The sequence below is a fragment of the Spirosoma flavum genome (assembly GCF_042686045.1).
Taxonomy (GTDB): Bacteria; Bacteroidota; Bacteroidia; order Cytophagales; family Spirosomataceae; genus Spirosoma; species Spirosoma flavum.
Genome location: NZ_JBHUOM010000002.1, coordinates 1,433,970 through 1,450,853 on the forward strand (window position 1 = coordinate 1,433,970; position 16,884 = coordinate 1,450,853).

Sequence of the window (16,884 nt, forward strand, 5' to 3'; positions counted from 1 at the left end):
TAAATAAACGTTATGTTTGTGTGTATATAACGACATGTTGTGTCTGTACACACAACGTATACTTTATGAATCAACCTACATCACGAGCCAGCGTTACTATATGGGCATCCGTATGGATAATTATCACGCTTTTCTTACGAATTGAAAGCGGACAGGCCCAAACTGTACTCACCATCTCCGGTGAGGTGACAAAACCCCTGACGTTGCAGGCGGCTGATCTGAAAGCCATGCCTCACACGGATGTAACAGGCAAAGACCGCGATGGAAAAGAACATCACTATTCTGGCATACCACTATCGGACTTACTCAAACAGGCGGGTGCCACGCTAGGGGGTGAACTTCGGGGCGAAAACCTGAGTAAATTCGTGGTCATTAAAGCTGTAGACGGTTACGAAGTGCTCTTTGCGCTCCCCGAACTTGACCCTGATTTTGCGACACGGATTATCTTGCTGGCTGACAGTGTCGATGGAGCACCTTTGGCGCAGGGTATCGGGCCGTATCGGGTGGTAGTGCCCGGTGAGAAAAAACCTGCCCGCTGGATTCGGGAAGTAAAATCAATTGAGGTACGATTCGCTAAATAAACAACCATGCGTGCTGGAACTCTCGCTTTACTACTGGTAGTTTTGATCGCTGGAGCATCGGCCTGGACAGGCACCGATGAACCCGTGCCGACCGGCCCGTATACATTGCAGTATCCAGCCTCTTTTGGTGGGCGTTTTACAATTCCGTCCAATAATCCAACGACGCAGGAGGGCGTCCACCTCGGACGAATGCTATTTTATGAACCGAAGCTATCGTCTAATCAGCGCGTTTCCTGCGCCAGTTGCCACCAGCAGGCACGGGCGTTTTCCGATGGGCGAACCTTGAGTGTGGGCGTTAGTGGCAAACTAACGCAACGAAATGCCATGTCGTTAGTCAATTTGCTGTGGGTAAGGCAATTGTTTTGGGATGGCCGGTCAAATAGTCTGGAAGAGCAAGCGCTGGTTCCATTGGCGCATGCCGATGAGATGGGATTAGCACCGGGCAACGCAGCCCGAGTTTTACAGCAAACCACTCAATACCCGGCCCTGTTCAAACAGGTGTTCGGGTCCGATACCATCACCGATGCCCGCATCGGAAAAGCAATTGCCCAATTTGAACGGACATTAATTTCAGCCAATTCGCGGTACGACCAACATGTACAGGCCCATTATACGCTAACCGAAGCCGAGCAACGAGGGTTACACCTGTTCAATTCAGCGCCTTCTCCAGAACGGAACATCCGGGGTGGCAACTGCGCCCATTGTCATGGTGGGCCAAAACTCTACCAGGAATTATTTCATAATAATGGACTTGACCAGAAAACAACCGATACTGGTAGACAAGGTGTTACGGGCCTGGCACTTGATAACGGTCGGTTTCGCGTTCCGACGTTACGAAATATTGCCCTAACAGCTCCGTATATGCACGATGGCCGACTGGCTACGCTGGAGACTGTGCTGGATCATTACAGTGAACATATTCAGGCCAGTCCCACATTAAGCCACGAACTACCCGGCCAGACAAACGGGTTTCGACTTACTGCGGTCGAGAAAGCTGACTTGGTCGCTTTTTTGCAGTTATTCACCGATAGTAACTTTGTTCACAACCCGCAATTTGCCGATCCGCATGTAAAGAATTTAATAACGACAACTAATCACTGATTGAAATTGAGTGCTTTCAGCCATTATTACGTATGAAAAAACTTATTCTAGCTCTGTTCCTTTGCCCTATGAGTTTGCTGGCTCAGCCCCTTCGGGTGGCGGTGGCAGCAAATGCCCAGTTTGTAATGGAACAATTGAAAACGGCTTTCCAGAAAAAAAACGGCGTTGAAGTAGAGACTATCGTAAACTCGTCGGGTAAACTCACCACTCAAATTCAGCAGGGTGCGCCTTACGACGTTTTTCTGTCAGCCGATGTCGATTACCCCCAAACATTGTACAAACAGGGGTTGACGCTAGCCGCTCCTATCGTCTACGCCTATGGTTCGTTGGTCCTTTGGACAATGAGCGACTTGCCGCTGTCTGCCGATTTGAGCGTATTGTCAGACCCCGCCGTTCGGCATGTTGCCATTGCCAATCCGGCCACGGCCCCGTACGGCGAAGCGGCTATGGCCTTACTGAAATACAAAAAGTTGCTTGAGCAGGTTCAGCCTAAAGTTGTCTACGGTGAAAGCATTGCGCAGGTGAACCAATATATTCTGTCTGGTGCGGCTGAAGTGGGCTTTACCGCTAAATCGGTTGTGCTCGATCCTAGCTTAACGAAGCGCGGCCATTGGGTTGATTTGCCCCAAACGGGGTATTCACCCATTGCGCAGGGCGTGGTTATTTTGAAGCGGACAAACCAACCTAAAGCTGCCCGGCAGTTTGTGCAATTTTTGCGTAGTCCAGACGCCCGGCGTATTTTGCAGCAGTTTGGCTATCGTTCGCCCGCTTCCTGATTCATACTTATTATCTCATGCCCATCGATTGGGAACCTATCTGGCTTACCCTGCGCTTAGCCGGTATCACCACTTTTTTATTGTTCCTGATCGGTGTCCCGTTGGCTGGATGGCTGGCGCTCAGCCGATTCCGACTAAAGCCAGTAGTCGAATCCCTTATTAGTCTACCGCTGGTTTTGCCGCCCTCGGTCGTTGGGTTTTATTTATTGCTGGCCTTTAGCCCAACCAGCGGTTTTGGCGGTTGGCTGTTACGAACGGTTAATGTGCAGTTGGTCTTTTCATTCGAAGGGTTAGTGGTGGCTTCGCTGTTGTATAGCCTGCCGTTTATGGTACATCCCATTCAGGCGGGTCTGGAAAATCTGCCAACGTCCTGGCGGGAAGCTTCTTACACGCTGGGTCAATCGCCGATCAAAACGTTGTGGCGTGTTCTGTTACCCAACTGCAAACCCGCTTTATTAACCGGTATAGTCCTGTCATTTGCCCACACAATTGGTGAGTTTGGTTTAGTATTGATGATTGGCGGCAACTTACCGGGCCAGACCCGAGTCGCTTCCATCGCGATTTATAACGAGGTCGAATTACTGCACTTCGAAACCGCTCATGCCTACGCAGCGTTGTTATTGGGGCTATCATTCGCCATTCTGCTGTTGGTATATGCCATTAATAAACGCGTAACAGTATGATTCACGTCGACGTCGTTATGCCGCGTTTATTTGCCGAAGGAGCCGGTGAACTTCGGATTCAGATTGAGTTGAAAACCGGTAGCCTGACCGCCTTAGTTGGGCCTTCGGGCTCAGGCAAGACGACTTTACTGCGGCTATTAGCTGGGTTAGAAACACCCCAAAAAGGAAACATTATTGTTGAGGAATCCGTGTGGTTGGATACCCACCAAAAAATTAATCGATTGCCGCAGCAACGTTCCATCGGATATATTTTTCAGGATACAGCCTTGTTCCCCAATATGACTGTTCGGGAAAATATTCAGTATGCCGCTCCTAAGGGACAACGAACCTTGGTCAATGACCTGATTGATGCAACAGGTCTGGAGACATTTATTAACCAGAAGCCAACGCTACTGTCGGGGGGGCAGCGGCAGCGTGTGGCATTAGCCCGTGCACTGGTTCGCCAACCGCAGTTGTTGTTACTAGACGAACCATTTGCCGCGTTGGATGCTCAAGCCAGCCAGATGCTCCGGCAAGTGTTACTGGAACTTCACCAGACCTGGGGCACAACGACCTTGCTCGTTAGCCATCACGAAGCGGACATTCAGGCATTAGCAGACCGGGTCATACGACTTGGGCAAGGCCGTATTCAAACCGATGAGATTGTTGCAAAGCGAACCGTTGCCGCGCTGCTCATGGAGCCTATTATCCGTATTGATTTCAATGAAAGCCAGCAACAGTGGGAAATTGAAACGGCTACAACTCAATTGCGGTCGGCCAATCCAGTCTGGAGCCAGTTTCGCGTGGGTGATGTAATACGAGTTGCCCCGGTTGATTGACAAGGCGATAAGCGCTTAATAGCGTGAATAGAATACCGTTATTTTGACCCTTCACAAATAACGTTTGCATGACGGGAGAGCATCCGCATTTATAACCTCAAAAAGTACGTCTATTTTCAACGAGTAGGTGAACGAAGTAAGATGATAATAGTCATATATTCTGCGTTAATGATCGCTATGAAAAATAGAGCTAATTGACGTTTATTTTTATCATAACTACTTGTATTGCAGATGATTATTGGCAATAGATGATGAACTATGTATCTTTAATACATGTTGTTTAAGCAGCTAACTCAACGTGCCTGATGCCTGATTTTAATCCTACTATTATATTCTACACTGCCGATGCGCTCAATGAACGGGGTGAAGCTGTGCTGGCTCAGTTTCCCGATGCCCAAACACTCGAAGTGAAGCAGCACAACCGTTTGCCGGAGTTAGGCATGAATCACTTTAAGATCAAATCTGATGTGCTGGTGTTGGGCCGACTTAAGACACAGGACATTAAATGGAGTGGCCGAAGTGCCGATTATATTGCACCCAGCCTGGCTAATGGTTGTTTTGGTGGGTGTGCCTACTGCTACGTAGACCGGCATAAGAACGTCAATCCCATCACGCTGTTTACGAACGTTGAGGAGAATATTACAACTGTTGATAAGCACGTTCAGTCGCTGGCGTGGCCCAAGCCCGTTAACCAAACGGATGCAGATTATTGGACCTACGATATCGGTTGCAACTCTGACATTTCAGTAGATTATAGCCTGACAGATGGCATTCGGCAAGTATTCGAGTTTTACCGGGATCACCCGCGAGCCAAAGCTACGTTTGCCACCAAATTTGTGAATCGGGATTTACTCGCTTTTGATCCGCAACGGAAAGTGCGTATCCGGTTTAGCCTGATGCCCAGTGATGTCAGTAAATTGGTGGACGTTAGGACCGACAGTATTGAAAAACGAATTGCGGCCATCAATGACTTTTACGATGCAGGATACGAGGTGCATGTTAATTTTTCACCCGTCATCGTTTACAGCGGGGCTGACGGAGATCGCAAAGCATGGCGTACCGATTACCGCGAATTATTTCGACAACTTGATGCAGGTGTTCGGCCCGAAGTTCGGGCACAGCTTAAGAGTGAGGTTATCTTTCTGACCCACAACCAGTGGCAGCATCAGGCAAATTTAGCCATTAACCCCAAAGCGGAGGATCTGCTTTGGGTACCCGAATTGCAGGAGAGCAAGGTCAGTCAGTTTGGTGGTTGGAATATTCGGTATGCTCACCAGCTAAAAGCTAAAATGGTAGAGGTGTTTGAACAACTGGTGCACGAAGAGATTCCGTGGTGCCAGATCCGGTATATTTTTTAACGTATCTGAACCGCACCGGCGGGTTGCCGGTGCGGTTCAGATATTGTTATCGCTCATGTTGCTTGACATATTCGTCCATCGAGAAACGTCCGGAACCGATTACTAAAAATAGCAGTAATAAAAGAAGGACAATAATGGACAACCAGAGTTCAGAATTCATGGGTGAGAATCCCTGACGGATATTTACGAAAAATAGAGCCCCAACGAGTATAGGTAATTGGAACAATACCATCAGGCGGGTCAGGCATCCGACCGCAATCAGAAAACCACCCATCAAGTGGGCAAATGCCACATAATGCACTAGAATGACGGGGAAAAGACCAAAATGAAGACCACCCACCAATCGGGTTAAATACGCCGTGTCACTAATGAAACTAATACCTTTCAGCACCAATATAATGCCTAGCACAATTCGTAGGGCATCTGTCCACGCGGGATGATGCGTGTCGCCCCAGTGTTCAACGCGATGTAACATGCTCATATCTGTTAGGGGTTAAGTAAAAACTAACCGAATATACAGATATGGATAATACAAAGCAAGCTGATTTTCAGGCAGTTATTTTACGTAAGCGTCTTTAGTGAGTACACCTCCGTTTTAAGGCTGTGAAAATATGCAAGCCGTTTTACCCGTCAGACTTCTTCCAATGGGCCAATATGTATGGGTATCAGCGTTTCCATTTCGCCGGGTTCAAACAGCCTCGAACGAATCAAGAACCTAACGCCCATCGGAATTTCAAGTGAAAAACTGGCACCTCGTCCGGGTGTCACGTCTATAGTCAGATGGGTATATTGCCAGTAGTCAAATTGATCGCCCGCCATCCAGAAGTCGCAGCCGTCAACCTGACCCAGCAACACGTCCGACGAGCCAATAATAAAATCACCTGCCTCGTAGCACATCGGTGAAGAACCGTCGCAACACCCCCCACTTTGATGAAACATCAGCGGGCCGTGTTCAGCGCGAATTTTGTTTAATACGTCGGCTGCGGCCGGAGTGATGTCTACGCGGGAAACGGGTTGAGTTGTCATAGCAGAAGAGGTGTGCGAATTTATTATAACACCCGACACACTTGGGTAATTGGTTGGACACCAGTGAAGTTAGGGATATCGCCCAGTAGTTCGGCTCCGTGCGTTGTCATACCTCGGTCAAGTTCGTCAGCGGTGTTAAAGGCCAGGCCGGTAATCATGGCATAGAGCGGTTGGGCGTCAGCGGCTCCTGCCAATCCTTCCTGCATATCAACACCGACTAACCCATAAGGTGTCAATCGCTCTTTCAGTAATGGAATGTGTTTGTCGAGATAGTATGTCAGGTCGAATTGACTACTATCGGTTTTGGGATAAAGAACGGTAAGCCGGATCATTGTACGTGTATTTGTAAGTGAAAGTGACTGAACGCTCCCGTAAACTGCGGCAATTGCCGCAGTTTACGGGAGCGTTCAGTCAAAATTAATCAAAAGAAGCCTAATTTGTTTTTGCTGTACGAGATCAGGAGGTTCTTGACCTGACGATAGTGATTTAGCATCATCAGGTGATTTTCTCGTCCGAAGCCCGACTTCTTGTAGCCACCAAACGGCGCATGAGCTGGATAATCGTGATAGCAGTTTACCCACACACGACCCGCCTGAATCTGGCGAGGAATAGTATATAACTCATGCGCATCCCGCGACCAGAAGCCCGCGCCCAATCCGTAAAGCGTATCATTGGCAATCGCAACGGCTTCGTCGGCATCTTTAAAAGTCGTTACCGACAAAACAGGCCCGAAGATTTCTTCCTGGAATATTCGCATCTTGTTGTGGCCCTTGAAAATCGTTGGCTGGATGTAGTAGCCGCCTTCTACACTGTCGGCTGGACCGCCACCCGTCAACACTTCGGCACCTTCCTTTTTACCAATGTCGATGTACGACAGAATTTTTTCGTACTGGTCATTGCTGGCCTGCGCACCCATCATGGTTTCGGGGTCCAGGGGGTGACCGAGTTTAATGGCTTTGGTACGCTGAATAACACGCTCGATAAACTTGTCGTAAATATCTTCGTGAACCAGCAGCCGTGAGGGACAGGTGCAGATCTCGCCCTGATTCAGCGCAAACATCACGGCTCCTTCTATGCACTTATCGAAGAACTCATCATCATGATCAGCGATGGATTTCATGAAAATGTTTGGCGATTTGCCACCCAGCTCCATCGTGACGGGTATGAGGTTTTCTGATGCATACTGCATAATAAGCCGCCCTGTGGTAGTTTCGCCCGTGAAGGCCACCTTATTTATGCGCTTGTGCTGTGCCAGTGGCTTCCCCGCTTCCGGACCGAATCCCTGTATAATATTCACCACACCTGGGGGTACGACGCCTTCCAGTAACTCAAACAGAATGGCAAGGGAGGTTGGCGTTTGCTCGGCGGGTTTAATGACCACACAGCAACCAGCGGCCAGGGCCGGAGCCAGTTTCCAGGTGGCCATCAACAGCGGAAAATTCCAGGGAATGATCTGACCAACGACGCCGATAGGCTCCTTGATGATCAGCGACAGCGTATCGGCATTGAGTTCAGTGGCCGACCCTTCTTCGGCCCGGATTACACCCGCAAAGTAGCGGAAGTGATCAACGACCAGTGGCATATCGGCGGCCATTGTTTCGCGCAGCGCTTTTCCATTCTCTACCGTTTCGACACGAGCCAGAAACTCCAGATTCTGTTCAATGACATCGGCAATCTGAAGCAGCACTTTGCTCCGTTCCGTAGCGGATGTTTTTCCCCAGGTTTCAAATGCTTTTTGGGCTGCCTCAACGGCCAAATCGACATCGGCAGCTTTCGAGCGGGGCATTTTGGCAATCAGACTGCCATCCACTGGCGATTGATTGTCGAAATACTCACCTCCAAGGGGTGGCACCCATTTGCCGCCAATATAATTTTCGTACTGGGTTTTAAACATTGGCCGGGGTGCAATCTTGCTCGTTGATTCTGCAGTTTGCATGTGTGATAAAGGATTTATGTGATTTAATTAGCTTCTTCACAAATTTTGCCGAAATTGTACAAGTATTTTTGCGTTATACTCTCAAATACTTGCGAAATCCTCCCATCCTCTAGGTGTATGAAAAAAGTAGGGAAAGTGGCTACCAACGAAGCTGTCAGTGCATGGGGTGCCCGGTTAGATACATTAATAGAGAACAAACTGACCCTTAGCCACGATGAAGCCGAACTGCATTTGTATGAGACATTTCAAAAAGCCAGTTTAATCCAGTTGCGCTTCAATGCACCCGTTATGACGAGTATGCTGAGTGGCCGCAAGGTGATGCACCTTCGGGAGATGGAGCCATTCAATTACCAGCCCGGCGAATCATTGTTGCTACCCTCAGACCGGCTGATGCAGATTGATTTTCCCGATGCTACTACGAATGACCCGACCCGCTGTCTCGCTTTGACGATATCGGATGAGTTTATCCGCGAAACAATTGCTGAACTCAATGAGCAGGTTCCCCGTGTGGAAGCCGTTGATCAATGGCAGTTGGATATAGAGAATTATTTGTTGCAGAATGACCCCGAAATCAGTTCACTGACTGATAAACTTATTCGGCTATTCCGCGAAAACAATCCGTTCAAGCCGTTCTTTATCAAAAATACCCTGCGTGAACTGATTGTTCGACTCTCGCAAACGCAGGTTCGTAACGGACTTCTGAATCAAACGAGTCAACATATTAATACGAATCGCTTAGCGTACGTCGTAACGTATATCCGTGAAAACCTAACGCGTACGTTATCAGTTGAGGAACTGTGTGACAAAGCCTGCCTGTCGAAATCACACTTTTTTCGACTCTTCAAAAGCGAACTTGGCGTTTCGCCCGTGCAGTTTATTCTGACCGAGCGCATTCGTCGGGCTAAAGCCATTTTGAGCAATCCATCCAAAAGTATTACGGACGCCTGCTATGAATCAGGCTTCAACAGCCTGACGCATTTTAGCAGTGCCTTTCGCTCCGTTGAGCACATGTGCCCCCGGCAATTTAAGCGACAACTTTTCGGTTTAAACTGATATGTCGGCTAATCAAGATAGAGCATCATTGCTTATCTTTGATTAGTTATGACAACAAAACTTGCCTCAAAAGCGGCCTTTACGGCCCCAACGTTGGCGTTCATGCGCGAACTCGTTCAAAATAATAATCGGGAGTGGTTCCACGCTAATCGACCTCAGTATGATGCGGCAAAAGCTGAACTTTGTGGTGTAGTTGAACGGGTACTGGCTGGATTGAGCCCCTTTGAGCCGCTGGCTAATACAGCCGTCAAGGATTGCATCTTTCGTATCAACCGCGACATTCGTTTCTCGAAAGATAAGGCCCCGTATAAATCTAATTTGGCATTTGCCATTGGTCCCGGTGGGCGTCATTCGGGCCGGATTGATTATTATGTCCATATTCAGCCCGGCAACCAATCATTTCTGGGCGCGGGCATGTGGCAACCGACACCGGCCAACCTCGCCAAGTTTCGGCAAGAGGTAGATTATAACGTCGAGGAACTAAAGACCATAATTGAAGCCGATGCGTTCAAGGAATACTTTCCGGAAGCCGCTGGGGAGGTAATGAAGACAACACCAAAAGGTTACCCCGCTGATCACCCAGAAATCGAGTTACTACGCCGAAAAGAGTTGTTTTTTATGCATCGCTATACAGACAAAGAGGTACTCAAAGCTAGTTTTGCCGATGAGATTGTGCGTGGTAGTCGGATTATCAAGCCCTACTGCGATTTGTTGAATTATCTGTTTTTCGACGAGAAAGAAGAGCCAGTGACATTATGATTGTATAGACTAATTGATCCTGTTGAGAAGCGTCTCCCAATAAATACAAAAGCCTTGAATCTTTTCGGATTCAAGGCTTTTGTATAACTATAGTTAACTGACTATCCAATAAGCTAACGATTGAGTCCATCAAAATTTATTGACCCACTAAAGTTGCTTAGTGGCGACAATGTGAACATGCTTTCGAATTGCCATGTAAAAGCCGATGTGCTCACCGGCCGGGGAAGTAAGTCCAACAGAGTTGGTATTAGCATAGCGATCCACTTCAATTCGGTTCGGCGACATTTTTCCATTCCCATTCTGCATGCCATAATACGTTGTGCTTTGATATTTGGTGCTCTCCTGCGCAGTTCCCACAATAAAGTTTTGGCCAGCAAAGGTAGCCAAATAGCCTAGTTGATTAAAGCCAGTGAGCTTTTCCAAAAAGTAGCATGCTTCAGGCGATTCGCCAGCAAATACCGTGAGTGTACCCGAGATGGCAGACGAGGACATAATGCCATTGATTGTGTAGGAAACTGTCCCGGTAATTTTATAGTCACCCACAGTAGCAGCTTGGGTCGGGTCTTTTTGAACTATGATTTCGGTATTACAACCTATGAGCAGCCAACCGAGCAAGGCAAGAACAAGCGCCAAACAAAAGTTTCTTGATATAGTCATAATTACAGGTTGTAATGATAAATATAGTTACAAATATACGAAGCTAGCCGACTAGTCAAGTCATTCTGACTGACATATATATAGCTATATTACACACGGTTATCTAATCTAGTATGCGCTAAACTGAACTATACAACCCTAGTCTTAAAGCTATCCTATATACAGATAGTGGGTAAAACGCCAGTAGTATAAGCCGGTTTGGGAGGCTGAATCGACACAAACATGTTTGGAGTAATTTGCGGAATTCTAAAATAGTAAGTTGATAATACCCACTCAAGCCATAACTGAACTACCGACTATGACAAAGGCAAGAGCCGCGCTGATAAAATTAGAAGAAATAGCACCAGTTGCTAAGAACCAACTGGTCGCGCTAGTCATGATCGATATAGTTTACGTAGTTGGATTGTATTCAGACAGACAATTCTAGAAGCGGTCACATAAAAAGTAGAAATTATTTTAAAAATGTTCATTCACTTGTAATTGTATACTACTAGCGATACACAAGCATCTCATTTTTGATAAGGTATCGTTATCAAAAATCAGGGATAATGTCAACTGAACGTGTATACTAATACAGAGGTGAGCAACTGGGTATAATACAAGTTGTGCAGGACCAGATACCTAATCAGCTACAGCTGGCCCAGTTAACTGCCCTGACAAGTTTAACTGAAAAATGTCGAAACGTGCGAAATCTCAATCTGTAAACGTGTTACCATTAAGCCAAAACAACGTCTGACTGATACATGTTACCATGTACTTTTAGCCTGATAGTGGCTGCTTTGCTTGTTTGTTACTACTCAGACGATAAATAGCAGGAAGGTTAATTTAGCAGTTCTGGTGAAGTGCAGAATAGATTCGTATTGGGTTAATGGGTTTTTGTTTATAAAATTAAAGACCGGCTGTTTTACGGCTGGTCTTTTTATTACTCTATACAAAACGGTAAACATTACCTGGATTATAATTAGTGGTCTAATTTACACCTGATTATCTGTTTGGTTAAAAAAGAAATAAATAACCCGGCTACTGGGTAGCTAGCCTCTTTTATATGTGAAGTGAAAAGAGTATTTCTAGACTGTGAGTTTGCCGGTCCTTATCTTACATACTAACATCTTAGTCGTTAGGTAATTTGATAAAATCCAGTCTTACCACAATAGCGGGCTTGATTTCCCAAGATAGTCTAGCCAACCAAATAGTACTATGGCCTTTTGTTAGAGTAATGGTTTCGGTAGAAAATAGAAAATCCGCTGTAACTTATTGATGTACAGCGGATTAGAAATTTAATATTGTGACCATGGGGAGATTCGAACTCCCAAGCCTTGCAGCACCACCCCCTCAAGATGGCGTGTCTACCAATTTCACCACATGGCCAATGGTGATTGCGGGTGGCTAGATTGCCTAACGCGGTGCAAAGATAGCAGTCTTGTCATATTTTGCCAAACAGAGCCTAGAATCTTTTGCTTTTTTAGCGAAGTATGGTCCAAAAACGGACAGAATTTCGTACTTTTATCCATCAAAATCACGTTTAAAAGTCCAATTTATATGGCACTGGAATTAGTCGGAAAGCTCATAAAAGTATTGCCCGAAGTATCGGGGCAAAGTCAGAAAGGTCCGTGGAGTAAGCAAGAGTTCGTTCTTGAAACACTGGATGCATCTTATCCTAAAAAGGTATGCTTAACGGCTTGGGGCGACAAAGTGGCGGATTTGAAACAGTTTGCCGATGGCGACACGCTCAAAGCTACGTTCAGTGCCGAATCACGCGAGTACAATGACCGTTGGTATACCGAACTACGGGCCTTCCGTATTGAATTAGCCGAAGGTGATGGTGGTTCAGCACCCGCAGCCGCACCCCGGTCGGCACCAACACAACAAGCACAGGCTCGTCCGGCTCAGCAAAGTCAACCTGCCCCTGCTGCTATGTCATTCAACTCAGCCTTCGACGAAGAAAGTAACGATCTTCCATTCTAATGTATGTCCAGAACGAAAAAAGCCGCTAGTAGCGGCTTTTTTCGTTGGGTGATCCGGCTGGGATTCGAACCCAGGACCCATACATTAAAAGTGTATTGCTCTACCAGCTGAGCTACCAAATCGGTTGAACGATCGCCCTTATACGAAAGGTTGCCGTTCTCAATTATGGTGCAAAACTATGGCCTTATTTCGTCCGTTGCAAGCCATTTCTCTTAAAATAAGTCTATTTTTTTGTTTTCTGTCGGTTCTCGCTGATGCACAGATAGTTTCGCCTGACTCACTCCGGCGGGCCGATTCGCTGTTTGTCAGTGGTGATCAGATAAAGGCTGCGCGTATCTATGAAATGGCCTTAGTCGAGGGCCATACCGCCACCGATCCGATGCTGTTGAAGTTAGCTAGTGCCTATGAAAGACAAAATGATGTACCCCGGCTGCTGTATTATCTGGATGTTTATTTTGAACGCCATCCCGATGATGTCGTGCTGCGCCGAATGAATGACATTGCCCGCGCCAATAACCTAAGTGGTTACGAGACCGACGACCTGAATTATTTTTACCTCTTTTACCGAAAATACGGTCTCTATTTTCTCCTATTTCTGTTGATTCCGGCGGGCTATGTATTTACGGTGCTTGTACTCAAATTAATCAGGAAACAGTCGGTTCCGGTGCGACAAAAATGGGTTGTGTTTATTTATCTGCTGTTGTTACTGATTTTTACAAACCTGCCCGAAGGCGTGCAGTCGGGTATTACCAGCCACGATCGTGTTTTGCTCCGCACCGATCCCTCCGCAGCCGCTCCAGTTATTGACGTTATTGGTCGGGGTCATAAAGTAAATATCCTTGGCACTAAAGACATTTACCTGCGCATACTCTGGCACAACAATCTTTACTTTATCCGGCGAGATAATGTTTGGATCATTTAATCGTGAATGAGTAAATGGCTGATGGAAAAAATTATTCACTCATTCACAATTTTTTTAGAGGGGAGTCTTTCTCCTTGGCTAATGTATTGTAAACCAGCCTATCCATTAAGGTGGGGAGCCACTTATTGAGGAAGACGGTAAATTTGCCCTGTGTGGTCAGGATAAGTTCGCGCTTGCGGTTTTTGACCGCCCGCAAAATATGGTCAGCGCATTCCTCCGCACTCATCATATTGCCTTCGTCCCGCATGGTTTCGCCCTTTGCCTGTCCGTGTGCATCGAGGGCTGAAATGCGAATATTTGACGCCGTAAAACCCGGACAAGCTGTAAGCACATGAACACCGGTATGCAATAACTCGGTCCGTACCGCTTCCAGAAATCCGTTCATCGCGAACTTTGAGGCCGAATACCCGCTTCGAACGGGCAACCCCCGGTAGCCGGCAATTGACGAAATGCCAACGATCGACCCTTTCGTGAATTGAATATAAGGCAAGGCGTAACGGGTGGCATATACGGTGCCCATGAAGTTGATATCCATTACTTTCTGAATAACGGCTGGGTCTGTATCAATCAGCATGGAGCGCATAGAAATGCCCGCGTTATTGATCAGCACATCCAGCCGACCGAAGTGGGCAATGGTTTGTTCAATGAGTTTTTTGACATCAGCTTCCACACTCACATCGGCTGTTAAGGAAAGCACTTCGATACCTGCCTGACGTAGTTCATCGCTTACAGATTGCAGCGCATCGGCTTTACGGGCGCAAATAATAATACTGGCTCCTTCGCGACCGAAGGCGAAGGCCAACGCGCGGCCGATGCCCGACGAAGCACCGGTAATGAGAACTACTTTATCTTTCATAATTACAGCCACGAAGATAGAGATTTAGGCAATATCGGGCTACCGGCGGGTATTAATCATTCGTGACTGGTATTGCAGTTGGCCTATCTCGTATCGACCAATGCCCATAGTAGTAACTCGGTATTGATCCCCTCACCTAATCAGGGTTAAGGGTCCTTTAAACGTTCGTTTGGTGGTTAGCAGGAGATAGTAATACGTGCCAACGGGCGAGTCGGTGCCATACCAGCGAAATTTGGGGTCGCTGGATTTAAATACTGTTTGACCCCAACGATTGGTAATCTCAACGGATTTGAACTGTTCATCGCAAGAATTTTCGGGTAAATCTTTTATGGCAAAATAGTCATTAATACCATCACCATTGGGCGTAAATACATTTGGAACCTTTATGTCTGCCTTGAGTGAAGGGTTTTTAACGTGAAACGTAACCGTAGTTATGGCCGTGTGATTTGGTTGACAGGATCGATCATCGACCACAAAATCCACAACAAAAGTTGTATCAGCTTTCCCAGCCATCAGCGCACAGGTCGGTTTCCAGGCGAAGGGAGACTCTAAAGTTGGCAGACCAAATTTGTCTGTAAACGTCATCCCCAACGTTTTTACATCAAATCCTCGTCCGACAGCCGTTAGCCGTAGCGTGTCGCGATCGGGGTCGTTGCCCAACACGTCGAAACCCGTGCGTCCGGCTGAGTCGCTGGAGCTAACGGTCAACTCAACTACTTGTTGAGCCAGTGTGGTGCGAATACTCGGTGGCTGACTGGGCAGACCAACAGCCGCCAGATTCACAGTGACTGTATCGCGCAGGTTTCGATTGCAGCGGGTATCGGTCACGATGAAATCCACTAAATAGGCCGCTTGGGTAGCTTGTGTGCACGTTGGTTTCCACGAAAATGGCTGCGAAACTTTCCCAATGCCCGATGCAGAACCGAAGCTCATGCCCGCCTGGGCTAATGTGAATCCTCTGCCAACGGCCTGAATCGTAACGTTATCATTGTCGATATCGGTACCAAACGCATTGAAGGTCAGCGATGACCCCACCGAAATGCTAGCCTTGTTGCTTGGTAAATCGGTGCCAGCCAATGGCTTATTATTGGCCGATGGAATAATGTTTAGACGGACGCTGATTGTATCGCTCAACCCCTGTGGACAGCCATCATCCGTAGCCCGAATGAGCAATGTAATAGGAGTGCCATTGCCCCCGACACATCGCCCGAAACAGAACTTTGTTTGCAGGGTGTCGTGGTTCGTACGGGTGAACAAGTCGCCGGGTGCGAGGGTAAAGCCGGGTAACGAACCACTCATGTTCGTAATCGTAATGTGCTGGCTGGGGTCGAGATCAGTGACGAACAAACTCAGGCAGTTTGTGTCTTTTTCGGCGATGGTCAGCACAGTGCCCTGTTGATAAAAACTGGTTTGCCCATCGGGGCGGAAAAGAAGTTTGGGGGTATTGTTTTTAGGACAGTCAACGACTAAAACCTGATAGTCGCGCCGGACACGCCCAATCGCTTTTCCCGTCCGATATTCGACTACTTCGACTGAGAAAACGAACAGGCCCGCCCGGTTAGGCGTCACACTGAGCAACCCCGAACTGGCATTTACCCGCAAAGGAGCACTTCCCGGAATCTCGTTGGCAATTGAAATGCCATTAATCCAGCGAATGGGTGGATAAGGCCCCGCCGTGAAATAGGGGCGTGACACCGATGATCCGGCACCTGGGTTAGGGATATCGGTGTTGCTATAACCATTATAAGGTGTTACTAAAGCATAAGACAGACTGTCACCGTCGGAATCTTTTGCACTAAAATCAAGGGTAAACGGCTGTCCGATGCAGGCATAATCGCCTTTTGGAATGGCAAATACCGGCGATGAATTAGCGAAGCGGGCAGACCCATTTACCAGGGCCGGAAACTCAAGGTAAAATGTTGATCCGGCGGCTCCCGGCTGCTCAATGTTGAAAATAGTGCCATTGCGGCAACACCGTTCCCAGGACATATAATACCCTCCGGCATCATTAAAAACGTTTGGATCGAGTGTTAGATCTAAACTGTGCCGAATCAGACGGGTACGTAGACTGGCTGTTGCACAGGCGGGTTTGGTGTAAGAAACATATTCGCTACTGATGCGGTTAAGCTGAACATAACCGATAAGCTGATTCGTGCGTTTTGCGAAAATACCAACCGCTACCAGTCCATCATCGGCCCCTGGATTGCCGTTAACGTCGTCGAAATACAGATTAAGATTAATACGGTGCGTATAGGTACTCTGTGTGCCGAGGTAGCGGAGTTCAAGTTCGCCCCCAACAATATGAGTTGCTTGGGCCAACTGGCTCATAACCAGAAGAGAGCAGGTTATGAGTGATAGCATCCATCTTGTTTGGTACAAATTCGGCATAAGCA

Annotated in this window: 17 protein-coding genes and 2 tRNA genes; 10 read left to right on the forward strand and 9 right to left on the reverse strand. The window is 47.4% G+C overall.

Going from position 1 to position 16,884, the window contains the following annotated elements:
• Nucleotides 1-65: 65 nt before the first annotated feature.
• The 6 genes from ACFS25_RS11385 to ACFS25_RS11410 all read left to right on the forward strand — a co-directional run bounded on the left by ACFS25_RS11385 (nucleotide 66) and on the right by ACFS25_RS11410 (nucleotide 5,317).
• Nucleotides 66-581 carry a molybdopterin-dependent oxidoreductase gene (locus ACFS25_RS11385; RefSeq protein ID WP_381500150.1) on the forward strand — a complete coding sequence of 172 codons (516 nt, stop codon included), beginning with the start codon at nucleotides 66-68 and terminating at the stop codon, nucleotides 579-581.
• Nucleotides 582-587: 6 nt separating this feature from the next.
• Nucleotides 588-1,682 (forward strand): cytochrome-c peroxidase, encoded by a 1,095-nt coding sequence (locus tag ACFS25_RS11390; RefSeq protein ID WP_381500152.1) that lies wholly within the window; start codon nucleotides 588-590, stop codon nucleotides 1,680-1,682.
• A gap of 32 nt (nucleotides 1,683-1,714) precedes the next feature.
• Entirely contained in the window at nucleotides 1,715-2,458 is a 744-nt protein-coding gene (modA, locus tag ACFS25_RS11395; protein WP_381500154.1) for a molybdate ABC transporter substrate-binding protein, read from the forward strand.
• Between the two features lie 17 nt (nucleotides 2,459-2,475).
• Nucleotides 2,476-3,141, forward strand: coding sequence for a molybdate ABC transporter permease subunit (modB, locus tag ACFS25_RS11400; RefSeq protein WP_381500156.1), 666 nt, complete (start codon nucleotides 2,476-2,478; stop codon nucleotides 3,139-3,141).
• Nucleotides 3,138-3,959 (forward strand): sulfate/molybdate ABC transporter ATP-binding protein, encoded by an 822-nt coding sequence (locus ACFS25_RS11405; RefSeq protein ID WP_381500158.1) that lies wholly within the window; start codon nucleotides 3,138-3,140, stop codon nucleotides 3,957-3,959. Before modB ends, ACFS25_RS11405 begins: the two co-directional genes overlap by 4 nt.
• Nucleotides 3,960-4,264: 305 nt before the next feature.
• Nucleotides 4,265-5,317: a spore photoproduct lyase family protein gene (locus ACFS25_RS11410; RefSeq protein ID WP_381500160.1), complete on the forward strand. Its 1,053-nt coding sequence runs from the start codon at nucleotides 4,265-4,267 to the stop codon at nucleotides 5,315-5,317.
• A gap of 46 nt (nucleotides 5,318-5,363) precedes the next feature.
• On the opposite strand, the gene ACFS25_RS11415 is transcribed toward ACFS25_RS11410, so the two are convergent.
• The 4 genes from ACFS25_RS11415 to ACFS25_RS11430 form a co-directional block, all read right to left on the reverse strand.
• Complete coding sequence (locus ACFS25_RS11415) at nucleotides 5,364-5,798, reverse strand: DoxX family protein (protein ID WP_381500162.1); 435 nt, start codon at nucleotides 5,796-5,798, stop codon at nucleotides 5,364-5,366.
• A gap of 149 nt (nucleotides 5,799-5,947) precedes the next feature.
• Complete coding sequence (locus ACFS25_RS11420) at nucleotides 5,948-6,343, reverse strand: DUF779 domain-containing protein (protein ID WP_381500165.1); 396 nt, start codon at nucleotides 6,341-6,343, stop codon at nucleotides 5,948-5,950.
• Nucleotides 6,344-6,366: 23 nt separating this feature from the next.
• The gene (locus ACFS25_RS11425) at nucleotides 6,367-6,675 is read right to left on the reverse strand and encodes an EthD family reductase (RefSeq protein ID WP_381500167.1); all 309 of its coding nucleotides are present in this window, start codon (nucleotides 6,673-6,675) and stop codon (nucleotides 6,367-6,369) included.
• Between the two features lie 89 nt (nucleotides 6,676-6,764).
• Nucleotides 6,765-8,279, reverse strand: a complete 1,515-nt coding sequence (locus tag ACFS25_RS11430) for an aldehyde dehydrogenase family protein (protein ID WP_381500171.1) — start codon at nucleotides 8,277-8,279, stop codon at nucleotides 6,765-6,767.
• Between the two features lie 117 nt (nucleotides 8,280-8,396).
• Here ACFS25_RS11430 and ACFS25_RS11435 point away from each other — a divergent pair, with 117 nt between their 5' ends.
• Both ACFS25_RS11435 and ACFS25_RS11440 read left to right on the forward strand, forming a co-directional pair.
• Complete coding sequence (locus ACFS25_RS11435) at nucleotides 8,397-9,332, forward strand: AraC family transcriptional regulator (protein WP_381500173.1); 936 nt, start codon at nucleotides 8,397-8,399, stop codon at nucleotides 9,330-9,332.
• A 48-nt stretch (nucleotides 9,333-9,380) separates the two neighbouring features.
• Nucleotides 9,381-10,091: a DUF2461 domain-containing protein gene (locus ACFS25_RS11440; protein ID WP_381500176.1), complete on the forward strand. Its 711-nt coding sequence runs from the start codon at nucleotides 9,381-9,383 to the stop codon at nucleotides 10,089-10,091.
• Between the two features lie 147 nt (nucleotides 10,092-10,238).
• Here ACFS25_RS11440 and ACFS25_RS11445 read toward each other — a convergent pair whose 3' ends face one another.
• Nucleotides 10,239-10,748 carry a hypothetical protein gene (locus ACFS25_RS11445; RefSeq protein WP_381500179.1) on the reverse strand — a complete coding sequence of 170 codons (510 nt, stop codon included), beginning with the start codon at nucleotides 10,746-10,748 and terminating at the stop codon, nucleotides 10,239-10,241.
• A gap of 1,286 nt (nucleotides 10,749-12,034) precedes the next feature.
• Nucleotides 12,035-12,116: transfer RNA gene (locus ACFS25_RS11450), tRNA-Leu, on the reverse strand.
• 171 nt (nucleotides 12,117-12,287) lie between these two features.
• Here ACFS25_RS11450 and ACFS25_RS11455 point away from each other — a divergent pair.
• Complete coding sequence (locus ACFS25_RS11455; RefSeq protein WP_381500181.1) at nucleotides 12,288-12,713, forward strand: DUF3127 domain-containing protein; 426 nt, start codon at nucleotides 12,288-12,290, stop codon at nucleotides 12,711-12,713.
• A 49-nt stretch (nucleotides 12,714-12,762) separates the two neighbouring features.
• Here the strand turns inward: ACFS25_RS11455 and ACFS25_RS11460 are convergent.
• Nucleotides 12,763-12,835: transfer RNA gene (locus tag ACFS25_RS11460), tRNA-Lys, on the reverse strand.
• Between the two features lie 56 nt (nucleotides 12,836-12,891).
• On the opposite strand from ACFS25_RS11460, the gene ACFS25_RS11465 reads away from it, so the two are divergent.
• Nucleotides 12,892-13,635 carry an SH3 domain-containing protein gene (locus ACFS25_RS11465; RefSeq protein WP_381500184.1) on the forward strand — a complete coding sequence of 248 codons (744 nt, stop codon included), beginning with the start codon at nucleotides 12,892-12,894 and terminating at the stop codon, nucleotides 13,633-13,635.
• 43 nt (nucleotides 13,636-13,678) lie between these two features.
• On the opposite strand, the gene ACFS25_RS11470 is transcribed toward ACFS25_RS11465, so the two are convergent.
• Both ACFS25_RS11470 and ACFS25_RS11475 read right to left on the reverse strand, forming a co-directional pair.
• Complete coding sequence (locus ACFS25_RS11470; protein ID WP_381500186.1) at nucleotides 13,679-14,491, reverse strand: SDR family oxidoreductase; 813 nt, start codon at nucleotides 14,489-14,491, stop codon at nucleotides 13,679-13,681.
• Between the two features lie 132 nt (nucleotides 14,492-14,623).
• Nucleotides 14,624-16,879 (reverse strand): gliding motility-associated C-terminal domain-containing protein, encoded by a 2,256-nt coding sequence (locus tag ACFS25_RS11475; RefSeq protein WP_381500189.1) that lies wholly within the window; start codon nucleotides 16,877-16,879, stop codon nucleotides 14,624-14,626.
• Nucleotides 16,880-16,884 lie beyond the last annotated feature (5 nt).